This is a genomic window from Streptomyces sp. col6 (assembly GCF_008042035.1).
GTDB lineage: Bacteria > Actinomycetota > Actinomycetes > Streptomycetales > Streptomycetaceae > Streptomyces.
Genome location: NZ_RDBL01000002.1, coordinates 256,414 through 271,825 on the forward strand (window position 1 = coordinate 256,414; position 15,412 = coordinate 271,825).

A 15,412-nucleotide genomic window follows, 5' to 3' on the forward strand; every position below is an offset into this window, starting at 1 on the left:
TACCCGCACCCAGCATCGAGGAGCCCGTATGACTGCCGAGCCCAGCCGCGCCGACGCCCCCTGGCGGGGCGTCATGGTCGCCACCCCGCTCACCCTGCGCGAGGACCGGTCCATCGACTTCGACGCGTACGCCGCCCATGTCCGCGACCTCCTCGCCGCGGGGTGCGACGGTGTGGTGCCCAACGGCTCGCTGGGGGAGTACCAGACCCTCAGCGACCAGGAGCGCCGGGACGTCGTCCGGGTCGCCGTCGAGGCGGCCGGGGACGGGGCCAGGGTGATGCCCGGGGTCTCCTCGTACGACAGCGCCCAGTCCCGGCGCCGGGCCGAGGAGGCCGCCGACGCCGGGGCCGGCTCCGTCCTGCTGCTGCCGCCCAACGGCTACCTCTGCGAGGACGCGGCCGTCCGGGCGCACTACGCCGAGGTGGCGGCGGCCGGCCTGCCCGTCGTGGCGTACAACAACCCGTACGACACCAAGGTGGATCTGACGCCCCGGCTGCTGGGACAGCTCCACGCGGACGGTTCGGTCGTCGCCGTCAAGGAGTTCAGCGGCGATGTCCGCAGGGCGTACGAGATAGCCGAGGAGGCACCCGGCCTCGACCTGCTCGTGGGCGCCGACGACGTCCTGCTGGAGCTCGCCCTGGCCGGGGCCGTCGGCTGGATCGCCGGCTGTCCCAACATGCTCCCGGCCGGCTGCGTCGAGCTGTACCGAGCGGCCGTCACCGGGGGCCTGGAACGGGCCCTGCCGCTCTACCGGCGGCTGCACCCGCTGCTGCGCTGGGACTCCAAACCGGAGTTCGTCCAGGCGATCAAGGCGTCCATGGACATCGTCGGCCGGCACGGCGGCCCCACCCGGCCGCCCCGGCTGCCGCTCGACGCCGAGTCCCTGGCCGCCGTACGCGCCGCGACCGAGAAGGCACGCGCCGAGGGCCTGGGCTGAGAGGGAGGACACCGGATGCGCAGCCGCCACATCTTCCACGCCGTCGACTCACACACCGAGGGCATGCCGACCCGCGTCATCACCGGCGGGATCGGCACGCTCCCCGGGGCCACCATGGCCGAGCGCCGCGCCCACTTCGTCGCGCACCGGGACGCGGTGCGCACCTTGCTGATGTACGAGCCGCGCGGCCACGCCGCGATGAGCGGTGCCGTCCTCCAGCCGCCGACCCGGCCCGACGCCGACTTCGGGGTCCTGTTCATGGAGGTCTCCGGCTGCCTGCCGATGTGCGGGCACGGCACCATCGGAGTGGCCACCGTCCTGGTCGAGACCGGCATGGTCCCGGTCACCGAACCGGTCACCACCGTACGGCTGGACACCCCCGCCGGACTGGTCACCGTGGACGTCCGGGTCGAGGGCGGGGCCGCCACCTCCGTCACCCTCACCAACGTCCCGGCGTTCAGCGCCGGCCTCGGGCTCACCGCGAAGGTGCCCGGGTTCGGCTCCGTGCCGTACGACCTCGCCTACGGCGGCAACTTCTACGCGATGGTGCGCCTGGAGGACCTGGGCCTGCCGTTCGACCGGGAGCGGAAGGACGAACTGCTCGCGGCCGGACTGGCGTTGATGGAGACGGTCAACGCCACCGACCGGCCGGTCCACCCCCTGGACCCGGCCATCCACGGGCTCAAGCACGTGCAGCTGATCGCGCCCGGCTCGGACGCGGCGCACTCGCGGCACGCCATGGCCATCCACCCCGGCTGGTTCGACCGTTCGCCCTGCGGCACCGGCACCTCCGCGCGGATGGCCCAGCTGCACGCCCGGGGCGAACTCCCGCTGGACCAGGACTTCGTCAACGAGTCCTTCATCGGCACCCGGTTCACCGGCCGGCTGGTCGGCGCGACCACGGTCGGCGCGCTCCCCGCTGTCGTCCCCACGGTCACCGGGCGGGCCTGGATCACCGGGACCGCGCAGTATTTCCTCGACCCGGACGACCCCTTCCCCGAGGGATTCCTGCTGTGAATCCGCACCCGCGTCAGGGGCAACGTGACATTGTATTCTGGGTCCCCGCACGGTGCTGGAGGAACAGACATGGCCCGCCTGACGTCGCTCAACGCCCTCTCGGCGCAGGAGCACCTGCGTGACCAGGTGGCGCACGCGCTGCGGGCGGCGCTCATCTCCGGCGAACTGAGCCCCGGCACGGTCTACTCGGCGCCCGCGCTCGCCGCGCAGTTCGGCGTCTCCGCCACCCCGGTCCGTGAGGCGATGCTCGACCTGGCGCGCGAGGGCCAGGTCGAGGCCGTCCGCAACAAGGGCTTCCGGGTCACCGAGCTGACCGACCAGGACCTCGACGACTACACCGAACTGCGGGCGATGATCGAGGTCCCCACGGTCGGCCGGATCGCGCGGATGGGTCTGACGCACGAGCTGGAGGCGCTGCGGCCCGTCGCGCTGGAGATCGTCGCGGCCGCGCGCCGTCACGACATCCTGGGCTACCTGGAGGCGGACCGGCGCTTCCACCTCGCCCTGCTGGGTCTCGCCGGAAACCGCCGGCTGGTCGAGGAGGTCGGTGAGCTGCGCAAGCGCTCCCGCCTCTTCGGGCTCAACCGCCTCTCCGAGTCCGGGCAGTTGACGGCCTCCGCCGAGGAGCACGTCCAGCTCCTCGATCTCGTGGTCGCAGGTGACGCGGAGGCCGCCGAGGCCTGCATGCTCGCCCATATGTCCCACGTCCGCTCCCTGTGGGCCGGCGACGACCGCACCGGCGACGACCGGGCCGTACCGGCCCAGGCCGGTCAGGCCTAGCCTTCGAACTCCCCAGCCTCACCACAGTCGTTGACGCGCCGACGAATGTGGTCACGGCCGCTTCCCCAGGACATGTGACATGTGCCATTGTACTGACGGTCGCGCTTGAGGTCGTGTCCATGTCATTCCGTGACGGCTCCGGCCGTCCGCCATCCCCGTCCGGCCTCACCCCGCGCCATCCCCCACGGCCGCGCAGCGTCGCGCGGTCACCACACCGCTGGGAGGCGGCACGTGAAGAAACGAACGGTCCGACAGAGATTCACCGGGCTCTCCACCGCGGCCCTGGCGGCCTGTCTGGGCATAGGCCTGCTCACCACCCCGGCACCGGCCGCCGAGCCCCGGCCCGCCGCCCCGGCCGCGACCGCCGCCGCGCACCGATCGGGCGCCCAGGCGTCGCCCGAGCCCGGCGGCCCCGCCGCGCAGGCCCTCACTGCGCCCGCACAGGACCCCGCCCACCTGGGCGACACGGCCCGCGACCCCGCCGACCGGGCCCCGCTCAGTGCATCCGACGACGCACTGCGGCGCGACTACGACGACCCGCGTGCCGCCGAGCCGAGCCACCCGGCCCCCTCCATGAAGGCGAAGGCCCGCGCACGGGCGGCGGCCTGCTCCGTGAGCGACTTCACCAGCCGCACCGGCAGCGCCCTCGTCCAGCAGATCAAGTCGTCCACCACCGACTGCGTCAACACGCTCTTCTCGGTCAAGGGCAACGACGGCTACCTCGCCTTCCGCGAGGCGCAGATGGTCACTGTCGCCGACGCCCTGCGCGCGGGATCGGCCGCCTACCCCGGCGACAGCAGCACCGGCATGCCGCAGCTGGTGCTCTATCTGCGCGCCGGGTACTACGTGCAGTACTACGACCCCGGCACCGTCGGCTCGTACGGAAGCGCCCTGCGCACCGCCATCCAGGGCGGCCTGGACGCCTTCTTCGCCTCCGCGCACTCCCGTGACGTCACCGACGCCAACGGCGAGACGCTGGCCGAGGCCGTCACCCTCATCGACAGCGCCGAGCAGAACGCCCGCTATCTGTACGTGGTCAAGCGGCTGCTGGCGGGCTACAACTCCTCCTACAACAGCTCCTGGTACATGCTCAACGCGGTCAACAACGTGTACACCGTGACCTTCCGGGGCCACCAGCTGCCCGCGTTCGTCAGCGCCGTCGAGGCCGACCCGAGCCTGCTCGACGCGCTGGCCGGCTTCGCCCGCGACCACCTGGACCTGCTGGGCACCGACCAGTCGTACCTGGCCTCCAACGCGGGCCGCGAGCTGGCCCGCTTCCTCCAGGAGGACACCCTGCGCCCCAAGGCGAAGCCGCTGGTCATCGACCTCCTCGGCCGCAGCTCCCTCACCGGGCCGACCGCGCCGCTGTGGGTCGGCCTCGCCGAGATGGCCGACTACTACGACAACGCCAGCTGCTCCGCGTACGGCACCTGCGACCTGGCCGCGCGCCTGAAGAGCGCCGTCCTGCCGGTCTCGTACACCTGCAGCGACAGCATCCGCATCCTCGCCCAGCAGATGTCCTCCGCCGACCTGACGAAGGCCTGCACCAGCCTGCGCGGCCAGGACGCCTACTTCCACCAGGTGGCCCGGGACAACGGGCCCGTCGCCGGCGACCGCAACACCACCATCGAGGTGGTCGTCTTCGACTCCAGCACCGACTACCAGACGTATGCCGGAGCCATCTACGGCATCGACACCAACAACGGCGGGATGTACCTGGAAGGCGACCCGGCGGCGGCCGGCAACCAGCCCCGGTTCATCGCCTACGAGGCCGAATGGGTCCGGCCGGACTTCCAGATCTGGAACCTCAACCACGAGTACACCCACTACCTCGACGGCCGGTTCGACATGGCGGGCGACTTCGACGCCGGTGTCACCACCCCGACCGTCTGGTGGATCGAGGGCTTCGCGGAGTACGTCTCCTACTCCTACCGCGACGTCACCTACGACGACGCCCTCGCCCAGGCCGCCGCGCACACCTACACCCTGCGCACGCTGTTCGACACCACCTACGAGAACGCCGACCAGACCCGCGTATACAACTGGGGCTACCTGGCCGTCCGTTACATGCTCCAGTCGCACCGTGCCGACATGGACAAGCTGCTGGGCCTCTACCGCGCCGGTGACTGGAACGGCGCCCGCACCCTGCTCACCTCCACCATCGGCACCCGCTACGACGCCGACTGGAACACCTGGCTCACGGCGTGCGCGGCCGGCAGCTGCGGCAGCACGACCAACCCGCCCGAGCCCGCCACCCAGTGCACCGGCACCGACGCCCGCGAACTCGGCCAGGACTGCGCCCGCGACGGACAGCACGCCACCCGGGGCAACTACGCCTACCTGTACCTCTACATACCCGCGGGCACCGAGCGGCTGACCATCACCACCAGCGGCGGCACCGGTGACGCCGACCTCTACTACAGCGCCAACGGCTGGGCGACCACCGGTTCGTACACCGCCAAGGCCACCGGAAGCGGCAACGCGCACACCCTGACGGTCGACCGTCCGGCCGCCGGGGCGCACTACATCAGCCTGTACGGCGTGCAGGACTTCGGGCAGGTGAGCGTCGCCACCCGCTACTGACCCGGCCCGCCTCAGAGCAGCCTGAGCGTGTCCGGCCCCGACCGGTCCCGGACGATCTCCACCAGCCGGTCGAACAGGGTCGGGCCGAGCCCCGCGGCCGCCTGCGCACACTCCTCGCGCAGGCGGCCGCGGTTGCTCTCATGGGCGCGGGCGGCCATCCGCTCCAGGTAGCGGGCGGTCTCCGCGTGCCCCAACGCCCTTGCGGACAGGGTGTGGTCGCGCCACTCGAAGACGAAGTCACCGTCGTCCGGCGTGCCCATCCCGCCGCTCAGGCAGTCCGCGAAGGAGTCGAGATTCCGGCCGAAGTAGCCACCGGGCCCGTTCACCGCCTCGCCGACCACGGTCCAGAAGCTGTCCGGGCCGGTGATCCGGGAGCCCTCGATCACATAGGTCACGGTCATGGGGCGAGCGTACAAGCCGCCGGACGCGGTGATCCGCGCCGCAGGTGGGGGACTGCGGCGCGGACCGGGGGAGCGGTCAGCAGGCGTGGTCGACGAGGTCGAACGTCTCGTAGTGGTCGGCGGTGTAGTAGTCCTCCTGGCTCTCCTCACCCGTGACGATGCGCCGCGCGCCGCGCGTCGGGGAGCCGGGGGTGATCACGGTGTACTCGTGGTAGTAGCCCGTGCTCTGCGAGGGCAGCACGCCCTCGCGGTTCTGGAAGACCGTGCCGTCCTGGTCGTACGGGAACGGGCCGCCGGAGTCGATGAGATCCAGGGTGTCGTGGGCCTGGGACGGCAGGTCCGAGTAACAGATGCTGCCGACCGACGTGGTTGTCGCCGAGGCGGTCGCCGTGACGGGACCGCCGACGAGGAGAGCGGACAGGAGGGCGGCCGCGCCGCCGAGCGTGGTGATCCGTGGGGGGATTCGCATGCTCCATGATGACGCGCGTAGACAGCGCCGCGTCAACGCCAACTGGGGTGAATTCTTATGGAGTTAACCGTGGAGAGGGAACACATCCCGCCCGTGGGGGCGCCGGAGTGCCACGGGCGTGCGGCGCTCGAACGCCAGTCCGTGGCCCGCTCAGGGGCTGACGGAGCGCCAGATGTGATACGGGACCGTGCGGACGGCCTCCTCGATGTCGATGTCCCCCACGGCGAGCCAGCGGCGCGCGATGCTCGTCACCGGCCCCAGGAGCAGCGACTCCAGGACGGGCAACGGCAGCGCGGCCAGTTCGCCCGACTCCCGGTGGGCGTGCAGCCAGGCTGCGAGCGGGGCGAGCCGGGCCTCCTGGGCTCCCCGCAGCTGCCGGGCGTTGGTGATGGCCTCGCGGTCGGCGGTGACCGAGTGCATCAGCCGGGCCGCGTCCGGATGCTCCTGGACGAAGCGGAGGTACGCCTCCGTCAGCGCGTGCACCCCGTCGCGCGCGTCCGGCACCCCCTCCAGGGCCGCGCCCACTTCGCCGAGGAGGCGGCCCAGCCAGGACTGCGCGAGGGCGAGGGCGACGCCCTGGAGGCTGCCGAAGTGGTGGTAGATGCTGCCCGCGCTCACCCCGCTCGCCGAGGTGATCGCTGCCAGCGTCAGGCCGTCCTCGCCGTGTGCCGCGTACAGCTCCAGGGCGCAGTCGAGTACCTGGGCGGCCGTGGCCTCACCGCGCTGCTGCTTCGGACTCATCGGTGCCGCCCCCGCTTCCGGAATCAGTGGCTCCTCATGATGCCCGGGAGGGCACCGCAGGAGAAGGTTCCGGAAATGTTTCCAGAAGTTGTTCCAATGAGTGCCCACTTTGCTTCACACTGAACGTTCGTCGCGCCAAGTCGCGGCCGCACATGGGGATTTCAGGTGGCGGAGGCGGTCCCGGGGGCCGCTGTCCGGGACATACGGGGAGCACTCGAACATGACCGGCGTGAACAACGACGACCACGCGGACAACGAGGACTACCTCCACGGAGGCATCAAACCGCTGACGCCGGCGGACCCGGCGCGCATCGGGCCGTATCTGCTGCTGGGCAGGCTCGGCGCGGGCGGGATGGGCCGGGTCTACCTCGCCCGGTCCGAGGGGGGCCGCACGGTCGCGGTCAAGGTGGTGCACCCGGAGCACGTCGCGGACCCGCAGTTCAGGGGCCGCTTCCGGCGCGAGGTGGAGGCGGCACGGAGCGTCGGCGAACGCTGGACCGCGCCCGTCCTGGACGCGGCACCGGACGCCGAATTCCCCTGGGTGGCCACGGGTTACGTGCCTGGCCTCTCGCTGGAACAGGTCGTACGGGGACACGGCGCGCTGCCCGCCGCCTCCGTGCAGGCCCTCGCCACGGGGCTGCTGCACGCGCTGAAGGACATCCACGCGGCGGGCATCGTCCACCGCGACCTCAAGCCGTCCAACGTGATGCTCACGATGGAGGGTCCCAAGGTCATCGACTTCGGGATCGCCCGCGCCATCGGGACCGCCGTCGAGTCCCTGCTCACCAGCACCAACATGATGATCGGCACGCCCGGATTCATGGCCCCGGAGCAGGTGCACGGGGAGAGCGCGGTACCGAAGAGCGACGTCTTCACCCTCGGCTGTGTGCTGACGTACGCGGCGACCGGCGCGCTCCCCTTCGGCCACGGCGCGAGCAACCAGCACGCGATCATGTACCGGATCGCCGAGGCCGAGCCCGAGCTCGACCGGGTCCGGGACGCGGATCTCAAGGCGTTCATCGCCCGGCTGCTGGTCAAGCCGGTCGAGGACCGGCCCTCCGTGGACCAGCTGCTGGCCGAGCCGGGACGCGAGTTCGGTCCGGTCGCCTCCTCGTGGCTGCCCGCCGCCGTGGTGAGCCATCTGGCGCGCCAGTCCGCCCAGTTGCTCGACGCGGAGGCGGAACCGCTGCGGGAGGAGGGCGACCGCGCGACGATCGACCTCCGGGCGGCGCCGGAAGTGGCGGCTCTGGTGGCCGGTGAGGAGACGGCGGAGAAGGAGAAGCCGAAGCGCCGCCGCCCCTGGCTGGTCGCCGTACCGCTGGTGGTCGTCCTCGGCGGTGGGGGCGGCACGCTGGTCATGCTCCAGCCGTTCGGCCACGACGGCCCCGACGCGCATGCGGCGCCGCCCGTCGCCTCGGCGACGGACACGACCCCCGCCCCGGAGCCCTCGGCGGCCGGCAGCGCGTCCCCCGCCGGCGCCAAGAGCCCGAAGGCATCCCCGAGCAAGAAGAAGAAGGCGGGCGGCGGCAAGGACGGGAAGGACGGCAAGGACGGGGAGCCGGGCAGGGACGGCCAGGACGCCGGGGACGGGGGCGGCGGCTCGTCCGCCACCGGTGGCTCCTCCGGCGGCGGGTCGTCCACGGGCGGCGGCAGCACGGGCGGCGGGAGTTCGAGCGGCGGCGGCTCCTCCAGCACCAGTGGCGGGAGTTCGGGCGGCAGCAGCTCGGGCGGCTCCACGAGCACGTCCGGCGGCGGGGGTTCGACCAGCACGTCCGGTGGCGGCTCCACCGGCGGTTCGGGCGGCGGCAGCACGGTCCCGGCATCGTTCGTCGGTACCTGGAAGTTCGGGGAGGTCTACAACTCGACGAACCAGCCCGGCACCATCAAGATCACGAAATCCGGCGTCGTGACCATGACCGACTACATGTACAACAGCTGCCCGTACGAGGCCAGGGTGACCTCCAGCAGCAGCGGCCGCCTCAACATCGGCGCCTCCAAGCTTGTCGGCCCCAACCCCGGTTACTGCTACAGCGAGCTCAAGGCCTCCTTCTTCGTCACCAACGGCAGCGGCATTCAGCACGACGTGAACAGCTTCAAGTACTACTACAAGCGAGCCTGAACGCCGCACGATTCGCTCCTTCCCGCCGCTCTCCGCAAGCGTGACTGCCCGTAGGTGGGGCATGCATTGCGTGAGCACCTTCGAGACAGGGGGCGAATGACCGTGTGGGCGGGGGAAACGATGGAGCGTCACGAGGTGGCCCGGATGCATCGCAGAGTGGACCGGGCCGATCTGGCAGCCGTGGGCGAAGTGCGCGGAGCGGTCCGTGAGTTATTGCGGTACCGGTGGAAGGAGGAGCCGGCCCAGGTCGCCGAACTGCTGCTCAGCGAGCTGGTGACCAACGCCCTGGTGCACACGGACGACGGCGCGGTCGTCGCCGTGAGCGTCGCACCCCGCCGGCTGCGCGTGGAGGTGCGGGACTTCGTCACCGGCATGCCGCCCGAGTCGCACGTACCGCCCGCCGACGACGGTACGCACGGCCGGGGGCTGGTCCTGGTGGAGAGCCTTGCCGACTCCTGGGGGATCAGCCCCCGTTCGCTGGGCAAGGTGGTGTGGTTCGAACTGGACGGCGAACGGCCCTGACGGACCTTGCGGTCCGTCAGGGCCGTTCGTATGCGACTGCCGTCCCGCTTCTCAGCCGAACTGCTGCTCCAGGTCCTTCAGTTTCTGCTCCAGCGAATCGAGCCGGGGCAGGGCCTGGGTGTCGTCCTCGGTGAGGGGATCGGCCGGGGCCGATTCGCTCGCGCCCAGTTCAGGGACGCTCGCCGAGTTCGAGTGGTTCACGGCTTGCAGGGATGGCCGGGGTCGCAGGGGCAGCTGACCCGGCTCGGATATGGCGGGCTCCGCGACGGACTGCGCGGAGCCCGTCGCGGGGGCGAGCGCGGCCACATCGACCGGCGCGCCGCCCCGGCCGAGCCGTCCCCAGGCCCGGTTCTGCCGGTTCAGGGCCTTGATGTGCGCCCGGTCCAGCTTCTCCTGGTCTCTCCTGCGGAGACGGTTCTGCTCCTTCTCCCTGCGGTCCTCGCGTACCTCGTCGACCGCCTCGTCCAGCGTGCGTACGCCTTCGAGAAGCATCAGCGACCAGGCGCCGAAGGTCTCCCGGGGCGCGCGCAGCCAGCGCACGATCCGGATCTGCGGCAGCGGCCGGGGCACGAGGCCCTGCTCGCGCAGGGCGGCCCGGCGCGTCTGCTTCAGCGCCCGGTCGAACAGCACGGCGGCCGAGAGGGACATCCCCGCGAAGAAGTGCGGGGCGCCCGCGTGGTTGATGCCGCGCGGCGCGTGCACCCAGTTGAACCAGGCGGCGGCACCGGCGAAGGTCCACACCAGCAGCCGCGAGCCGAGCGCCGCGTCCCCGTGGCTGGCCTCCCGCACGGCCAGGACCGAGCAGAACATCGCCGCCCCGTCCAGACCGAAGGGCACCAGGTACTCCCAGCCGTCGGAGAGGCCGAGGTTCTGCTCGCCGAAGCCGACGAGCCCGTGGAAGGAGAGCGCGGCGGCGACCGCCGCGCAGCAGAACAGCAGCACGTACGAAGCGGTGGCGTACAGTGCTTCCTTGCGTCTGCGCCGCTCCTCGCTGCGTTCCCAGCTGTCGTCGGCCGCGGATGCGTCGGAGGCGCGCTTGCCGCGCGCGACGACCGCCACCGCCGCCATGACGCCCACGAGCAGCACGGCGCCCGGAAGCAGCCAGTCAAGCGATATGTCGGTCAGTCTCATGCGCGGTCCCTTGCGTCACGTAGGGGGTTTCGGACGCCATCGTGGCGGAAACTCCCTTACGTTCAGGCTGTTTCGAGGCAAGAGAACGCCAATGGGGTGCACGAGAGCGCCGATATCGACGATCTGGTCGAACACACCTCAGCGGGGCGCGCATGTTGTTCGAATGGGTGCCACTCGTTCGGGCGGTGTGGATCAGGGAGCGGGCGTCAGCCTGCTGATCCGCTCAGCGTCGCAGGTGCGCGGGCAGGTGACGCAGGTGTCCTCGGGGCGCAGCGTGTAGAAGAGGCAGCAGCTCGCACGGTCGCGGGTGGGCAGCGACTCCCCATTGGGGCCCGTCAGTTCGCGGAAGCCCGCGGTGCCGACGTACGGCTTCGTGGTGCCCGGCAGCAGCGCCTCCAGCTCCGCCATGGCGCGCTTCTCCTCGCCCAGCAGATGGGCGACGTACCAGAGACCTTCGACGATCTCGTCGGTCGCCATCCCCCACAGGGCCCGCTTGCCGCGCCGCATGCGCGGCCGGAAGCCCTCCAGCACCGGTTCCAGGTGGTCGGCCACCGCGTCCAGCACCTCGGCCCGCAGCGCGGCCTCGTCGGCCACCACGCGGGCTCCCGGCAGCACGGCCGCCGGGTCGTCGGGCAGGCAGGCGAACTCCCGCACCCGCAGCGTCAGGTGCCCCAGCGCCCGCTGGAACGAGACGTCCTCGACCGGGACGCGAGGAACCCGCCGGTGCAGGAACCACGGCACCGTCACCAGAAGGCAGGCCGGCCACGCGTAGCGGTGCAGTCCGAAGCTGGCGATCACATCGGGCCGGCCCTCCTGGCCGTAGTCCCGCCGCACCTGCTCGTCGTCGAAGGCGAGGAAGGTGTCCAGGGCCTCACCGCCCGCCGCCAGCTCGTGCGCGCCCACCCAGCCGGGGCCGCCGGGGGCGCTCTCGCCGTCGGCGAGGATCTCGGCGCGCAGCCCGGGGAAGACCTCGGTCAGGCGCGCGTACGCGTCGGCCACGGGCGAGGCCGTCACTGCGGGAAGCAGGGCGGGCATGGTCATGCGGGGACCACCGATTCACGATCGTCAGCAGGTAAGCCTTACCTTACCCTGCCGGATCGATGTTTGAACTGGGGCCCCTTGCGCCTATCGTGCACTGAGGGCGCCCGACGCGCGAGCCGCGCCCCGCGACCGGCCGAGGAGGTGCCCGTGGAGCAGGGCGGAGCGCGCGAGGAGGTGCGGCCCCCGTACGGGGCACCCGCAGGCGTGCCCGCATCGGCCGTACGGGTGCCCGAGCAGGCCCGCGGCGAACACACCCACGGCGAGCACCCTCACGGGGAGGCCCCCCGCGCCCAGGTGCGCCGGCACTCGGTGCGCGGCCAGATCCTGGACGCCCTGCGCGCCTCCCTCGTCGACGGTGAGCTGATCCCCGGGCAGGTCTACTCCGCGCCCGCCCTCGGCGCCCGCTTCGGCGTCTCCGCCACCCCCGTGCGCGAGGCGATGCAGCAGCTGGCCGTCGAGGGCGCCGTGGAGGTCGTGCCGAACCGGGGCTTCCGGGTCGCCGAGCGCGGACCGCGCGAGCTGGCCGAGCTGGCCGAGGTGCGGGCCCTGATCGAGGTCCCCGTCATGCTGCGGCTCGCCCGGACCGTCCCGCCCGCCCGCTGGTGCGCGCTGCGCCCGCTGGCCGACGCCACCGTGGCCGCGGCGGCCGTCGGCGACCGGGCGAGCTACGCGGAGGCGGACCGGGCCTTCCACGGCGCGGTCCTCGCCCTCGCGGGGAACGGCAGCCTGGTCGCGGTCGCCGACGACCTGCACCGCCGCTCCCAGTGGCCCCTGATGGACAACCCGGTCACCCGGCGCGCCGATCTGCTGGCCGACGCCTCCGAGCACACCGCGCTGCTCGACGCGCTGATCGCCCAGGACGTGGCGGTCGTCCAGTCGCTCGTACGCGAACACTTCGCGGGCGCCGACGGCTGACCCCGCAGGGCGTACGGGGTCAGCCGTCGGCGCGCGGACTCAGTTCGCCCCGACCGTCTCCGGCGGGGGCGGGTCCAGATGCGGGCCCAGCCACGTCGGGACGCCGCCCAGCAGGCGGAAGAGCCGGCCCGCCTCGGCGCGCAGCCGGGTCGCCTCCCCGGGCTCCGGCTCGGCGTCCGCCAGGGCGATGAGAGCCGGGGCCGTACCGACCAGGTAGCCCAGCTCCTCCCTTATCCGCAGGGACTCCGCGAAGCCGTGCCGGGCCTCCGCCAGCTCCCCCTCGCGCAGGGCGATCAGCGCGAGATGGCGCCAGGTCGAGGAGAGCAGCAGCGCGTCGCCCTGCGCGGTGGCGCCCGCGTGCGCCCTGCGGTAGGCGGCGCGGGCGGCCTGCGGGGAGTCCGCGATGTTCTGGGCGATCAGACCGCGCCGGAAGTCGAGCAGCGGCCGGCCCTGGGCGGCGGGGGAGAGCAGCGCGGCGGCCCGGCCCAGCGCCACCCGCGCCTCGTCGGCCCGGTCCCGCACTCCGAGGAGGGTCGAGGCGTACGCGAGGTAGCCCCGTTCGCAGGCGGCCGCGCCGCGCTCCTCGTCGTCGTGGGCCATGGCCTCGGCGGTGCGCAGGGCGTCCTCGGCCTCCGTCCAGCCCTGCCCCGTGTACAGGCATCGCTCGGTCAGCAGGGCCGTCCGCTGGAGGGCCGCGGCCGGGTCGGTGGCGGCGTCGTGCTCCAGCAGGGCCGCGGCATCCGTCCAGCAGCCGCGCGAGCGCAGCCGCCATACCGCGGTCTGGAGCGGAGGATCGTCATCTGCTGTCGTTCCGGAACCAGACATGGCGGTATGCGCCACATTGCCCTCCCCGAGCGCGCCTTCGAGCTGAGTATGGGCCGCATCACAGCACGGAATGGCACGCCGGGCCAAGAGGTCGAGGCAATGTCAGGTGAAACTTTTCACAATCGACGGCAGGTGCCGAAGCCCTTGCGGGGCCCGGGAACTCAGCTCATCCGCAGCGCGAGGAAGAAATCGAGCTTGTCCTCCAGGCGCGCCAGGTCACGCCCCGTCAACTGCTCGATTCGCCCGACCCGGTAGCGCAGCGTGTTGACGTGGAGGTGCAGCCGGGCCGCGCAGCGCGTCCAGGAACCGTCGCAGTCCAGGAAGGCTTCCAGGGTGGGGATCAGCTCCGCGCGGTGGCGCCGGTCGTAGTCGCGCAGCGGGTCGAGCAGCCGCGCCGTGAACGCCCGGCGCACGTCGTCCGGGACGAACGGCAGCAGCAGGACGTGCGAGGCCAGCTCGTGGTGGCCGGCCGCGCAGACCCGCCCCGGACGGGCCGCCGCCACCCGGCGCGCGTGCCGGGCCTCCTCCAGGGCGCCGCGCAGCCCCTCGGCCGAGTGCACCGAGGCGCTGACACCCAGTGTCAGGCGGCCGTCGTCGGCGAGGCCCGCGGAGAGCGGGGCCCGCACTGCGGCGAGCAGCGCGTCGGCGTGCAGGGCCGGTCCGTCGTCCGGCCCGTCGGCGTCCGCTTCCCCCTCCCGGGGTGCGTCGGCCACCTGGTCGGGTACGGCGGGCAGCGGCACCAGGGCGATCGCCTCGTCACCCGTGTGGGCGACGGCGATCCGGTCCGCCGAGTCGGGTCCGGTCACGGCCGGGTCGACCAGGATCTCTTCAAGGAGGGCCTGCGCGACCGGGCCGCCGGCGACTTCGGGCGCGCCGTCCTCGTCCCACTCGACCCGGGCCACCACCACCTGCCAGTGCGGCGCGGTGCCCAGGCCGGGGAGCAGGACCGGGGTGGCCACGCGCAGCCGGGCGGCGATCTCGGCGGGCGCGGCGCCTGCCTGGACCAGCTCCAGGACCTCCTGGGCGAGCCGGCGGCGCACCGTGCGGGCCGCGTCGCGCCGGTCGCGCTCGACGGCGATCAGCTGGGTGACGCCCTGGAGGAGGTCGAGCCGCGCGGCCGGCCAGTCGCTCGCGTCGGCCTCCACGGCCAGCAGCCAGTCGGAGAGCACGGACTCCCGCACGTCGCGGACGGCCGGAGCCGCCCCACCGCGGCCGTTGTTCCGGATGGGGAAGAGCGAATACGTCGTACCGCCGAGGGCGGCCCGGTGCGGGGCGCGGCGGCCGGAGCGGACGGCGGCCAGATGCAGCCCGGCCAGCTCGGCCCCGGCGGTGGCGGAGAGCGGGGCGCCCGCGCCCGCGATCTGGCGCCCGGTGGGGGAGAGCACCCAGGCGTGGAGGTCCAGGTCGGAGCCGAGGAGGTCGAGGACCACCTCCGGGCCGCCGCCCGCCGGGCCCGAGGTCATGAGCCTGCGGTGCCGGTCCACCACGGCCGCCAGGTCACCAGCCCGTTCCCCGGACACCTGGCGCACCACGTACTCGGTGATCGTTGCGAACGCGACCGTCTCGTGGACGGCGAACAGCGGCAGCCGGTTCCGGCGGCACGCCTCGACGAGATCGTCCGGGATGTCACCCAGCTCCGCCTCGCCCGCCGCGAGCCCGGCCACCCCGGCGCCCGCCAGGATGCGCACGAAGGGCTCCGAGTCCTCGGCGTCCCGGCGCCAGGCCAGTCCGGTCAGGACCAGCTCGCCGCCGGTGAGGTAGCGGCTCGGGTCGCGCAGATCGGTGGTCATCACCCCGCGGACCGACCGGTCCAGCTCCTCGTCGCCGCCGAGCAGCCGCAGGCCCAGCGCGTCGTTCTCCAGCAATGCGCGCAGCCGCATCGGGTCGCCGCCGATCTCTTTCGTTGGTACGGGTGAAGTCTGGGTGTTGCG

14 protein-coding genes are annotated in these 15,412 nt (G+C 72.6%); 7 read left to right on the forward strand and 7 right to left on the reverse strand.

Going from position 1 to position 15,412, the window contains the following annotated elements; translation table 11 throughout:
* Window positions 1-28: 28 nt before the first annotated feature.
* The 4 genes from EAO73_RS01260 to EAO73_RS01275 all read left to right on the forward strand — a co-directional run bounded on the left by EAO73_RS01260 (window position 29) and on the right by EAO73_RS01275 (window position 5,317).
* Window positions 29-937, forward strand: a complete 909-nt coding sequence (locus tag EAO73_RS01260) for a dihydrodipicolinate synthase family protein (RefSeq protein ID WP_147969590.1) — start codon at window positions 29-31, stop codon at window positions 935-937.
* A 15-nt stretch (window positions 938-952) separates the two neighbouring features.
* Window positions 953-1,954 (forward strand): proline racemase family protein, encoded by a 1,002-nt coding sequence (locus EAO73_RS01265; protein ID WP_147969591.1) that lies wholly within the window; start codon window positions 953-955, stop codon window positions 1,952-1,954.
* 69 nt (window positions 1,955-2,023) lie between these two features.
* Complete coding sequence (locus tag EAO73_RS01270) at window positions 2,024-2,734, forward strand: GntR family transcriptional regulator (RefSeq protein WP_147969592.1); 711 nt, start codon at window positions 2,024-2,026, stop codon at window positions 2,732-2,734.
* A gap of 231 nt (window positions 2,735-2,965) precedes the next feature.
* Complete coding sequence (locus EAO73_RS01275; protein ID WP_147969593.1) at window positions 2,966-5,317, forward strand: M9 family metallopeptidase; 2,352 nt, start codon at window positions 2,966-2,968, stop codon at window positions 5,315-5,317.
* Window positions 5,318-5,328: 11 nt separating this feature from the next.
* On the opposite strand, the gene EAO73_RS01280 is transcribed toward EAO73_RS01275, so the two are convergent.
* The 3 genes from EAO73_RS01280 to EAO73_RS01290 all read right to left on the reverse strand — a co-directional run bounded on the left by EAO73_RS01280 (window position 5,329) and on the right by EAO73_RS01290 (window position 6,928).
* Window positions 5,329-5,718, reverse strand: a complete 390-nt coding sequence (locus EAO73_RS01280; protein ID WP_147969594.1) for a barstar family protein — start codon at window positions 5,716-5,718, stop codon at window positions 5,329-5,331.
* A gap of 76 nt (window positions 5,719-5,794) precedes the next feature.
* Window positions 5,795-6,187, reverse strand: a complete 393-nt coding sequence (locus tag EAO73_RS01285) for a ribonuclease domain-containing protein (protein WP_147969595.1) — start codon at window positions 6,185-6,187, stop codon at window positions 5,795-5,797.
* Window positions 6,188-6,337: 150 nt separating this feature from the next.
* Window positions 6,338-6,928: a TetR/AcrR family transcriptional regulator gene (locus EAO73_RS01290; RefSeq protein ID WP_147969596.1), complete on the reverse strand. Its 591-nt coding sequence runs from the start codon at window positions 6,926-6,928 to the stop codon at window positions 6,338-6,340.
* A 220-nt stretch (window positions 6,929-7,148) separates the two neighbouring features.
* Between EAO73_RS01290 and EAO73_RS01295 the strand changes: the two genes are divergently transcribed.
* Together EAO73_RS01295 and EAO73_RS01300 are read left to right on the forward strand one after the other, a co-directional pair.
* Complete coding sequence (locus EAO73_RS01295) at window positions 7,149-9,047, forward strand: serine/threonine-protein kinase (RefSeq protein WP_147969597.1); 1,899 nt, start codon at window positions 7,149-7,151, stop codon at window positions 9,045-9,047.
* A 156-nt stretch (window positions 9,048-9,203) separates the two neighbouring features.
* Window positions 9,204-9,569: an ATP-binding protein gene (locus tag EAO73_RS01300; RefSeq protein ID WP_147969968.1), complete on the forward strand. Its 366-nt coding sequence runs from the start codon at window positions 9,204-9,206 to the stop codon at window positions 9,567-9,569.
* A gap of 51 nt (window positions 9,570-9,620) precedes the next feature.
* On the opposite strand, the gene EAO73_RS01305 is transcribed toward EAO73_RS01300, so the two are convergent.
* Together EAO73_RS01305 and EAO73_RS01310 are read right to left on the reverse strand one after the other, a co-directional pair.
* Window positions 9,621-10,700: a DUF2637 domain-containing protein gene (locus tag EAO73_RS01305; protein ID WP_147969598.1), complete on the reverse strand. Its 1,080-nt coding sequence runs from the start codon at window positions 10,698-10,700 to the stop codon at window positions 9,621-9,623.
* A gap of 192 nt (window positions 10,701-10,892) precedes the next feature.
* The gene (locus EAO73_RS01310) at window positions 10,893-11,741 is read right to left on the reverse strand and encodes a (2Fe-2S)-binding protein (RefSeq protein WP_147969599.1); all 849 of its coding nucleotides are present in this window, start codon (window positions 11,739-11,741) and stop codon (window positions 10,893-10,895) included.
* Between the two features lie 147 nt (window positions 11,742-11,888).
* Here EAO73_RS01310 and EAO73_RS01315 point away from each other — a divergent pair, with 147 nt between their 5' ends.
* Window positions 11,889-12,656 (forward strand): GntR family transcriptional regulator, encoded by a 768-nt coding sequence (locus tag EAO73_RS01315; protein WP_147969600.1) that lies wholly within the window; start codon window positions 11,889-11,891, stop codon window positions 12,654-12,656.
* Between the two features lie 39 nt (window positions 12,657-12,695).
* Here EAO73_RS01315 and EAO73_RS01320 read toward each other — a convergent pair whose 3' ends face one another.
* The gene (locus EAO73_RS01320) at window positions 12,696-13,481 is read right to left on the reverse strand and encodes a hypothetical protein (RefSeq protein ID WP_147969601.1); all 786 of its coding nucleotides are present in this window, start codon (window positions 13,479-13,481) and stop codon (window positions 12,696-12,698) included.
* A gap of 161 nt (window positions 13,482-13,642) precedes the next feature.
* Window positions 13,643-15,361: a PucR family transcriptional regulator ligand-binding domain-containing protein gene (locus EAO73_RS01325; protein ID WP_147969602.1), complete on the reverse strand. Its 1,719-nt coding sequence runs from the start codon at window positions 15,359-15,361 to the stop codon at window positions 13,643-13,645.
* Window positions 15,362-15,412 lie beyond the last annotated feature (51 nt).

Coding starts and splice junctions, on each gene's coding strand:
- EAO73_RS01295 (WP_147969597.1), top strand. CDS start 7,149: ATGACCGGCGTGAACAACGACGACCACGCGGACAACGAGGACTACCTC.
- EAO73_RS01325 (WP_147969602.1), bottom strand. CDS start 15,361: ATGCGGCTGCGCGCATTGCTGGAGAACGACGCGCTGGGCCTGCGGCTG.
- EAO73_RS01290 (WP_147969596.1), bottom strand. CDS start 6,928: ATGAGTCCGAAGCAGCAGCGCGGTGAGGCCACGGCCGCCCAGGTACTC.
- EAO73_RS01280 (WP_147969594.1), bottom strand. CDS start 5,718: ATGACCGTGACCTATGTGATCGAGGGCTCCCGGATCACCGGCCCGGAC.
- EAO73_RS01260 (WP_147969590.1), top strand. CDS start 29: ATGACTGCCGAGCCCAGCCGCGCCGACGCCCCCTGGCGGGGCGTCATG.
- EAO73_RS01310 (WP_147969599.1), bottom strand. CDS start 11,741: ATGACCATGCCCGCCCTGCTTCCCGCAGTGACGGCCTCGCCCGTGGCC.
- EAO73_RS01270 (WP_147969592.1), top strand. CDS start 2,024: ATGGCCCGCCTGACGTCGCTCAACGCCCTCTCGGCGCAGGAGCACCTG.
- EAO73_RS01285 (WP_147969595.1), bottom strand. CDS start 6,187: ATGCGAATCCCCCCACGGATCACCACGCTCGGCGGCGCGGCCGCCCTC.
- EAO73_RS01305 (WP_147969598.1), bottom strand. CDS start 10,700: ATGAGACTGACCGACATATCGCTTGACTGGCTGCTTCCGGGCGCCGTG.
- EAO73_RS01320 (WP_147969601.1), bottom strand. CDS start 13,481: ATGTCTGGTTCCGGAACGACAGCAGATGACGATCCTCCGCTCCAGACC.
- EAO73_RS01265 (WP_147969591.1), top strand. CDS start 953: ATGCGCAGCCGCCACATCTTCCACGCCGTCGACTCACACACCGAGGGC.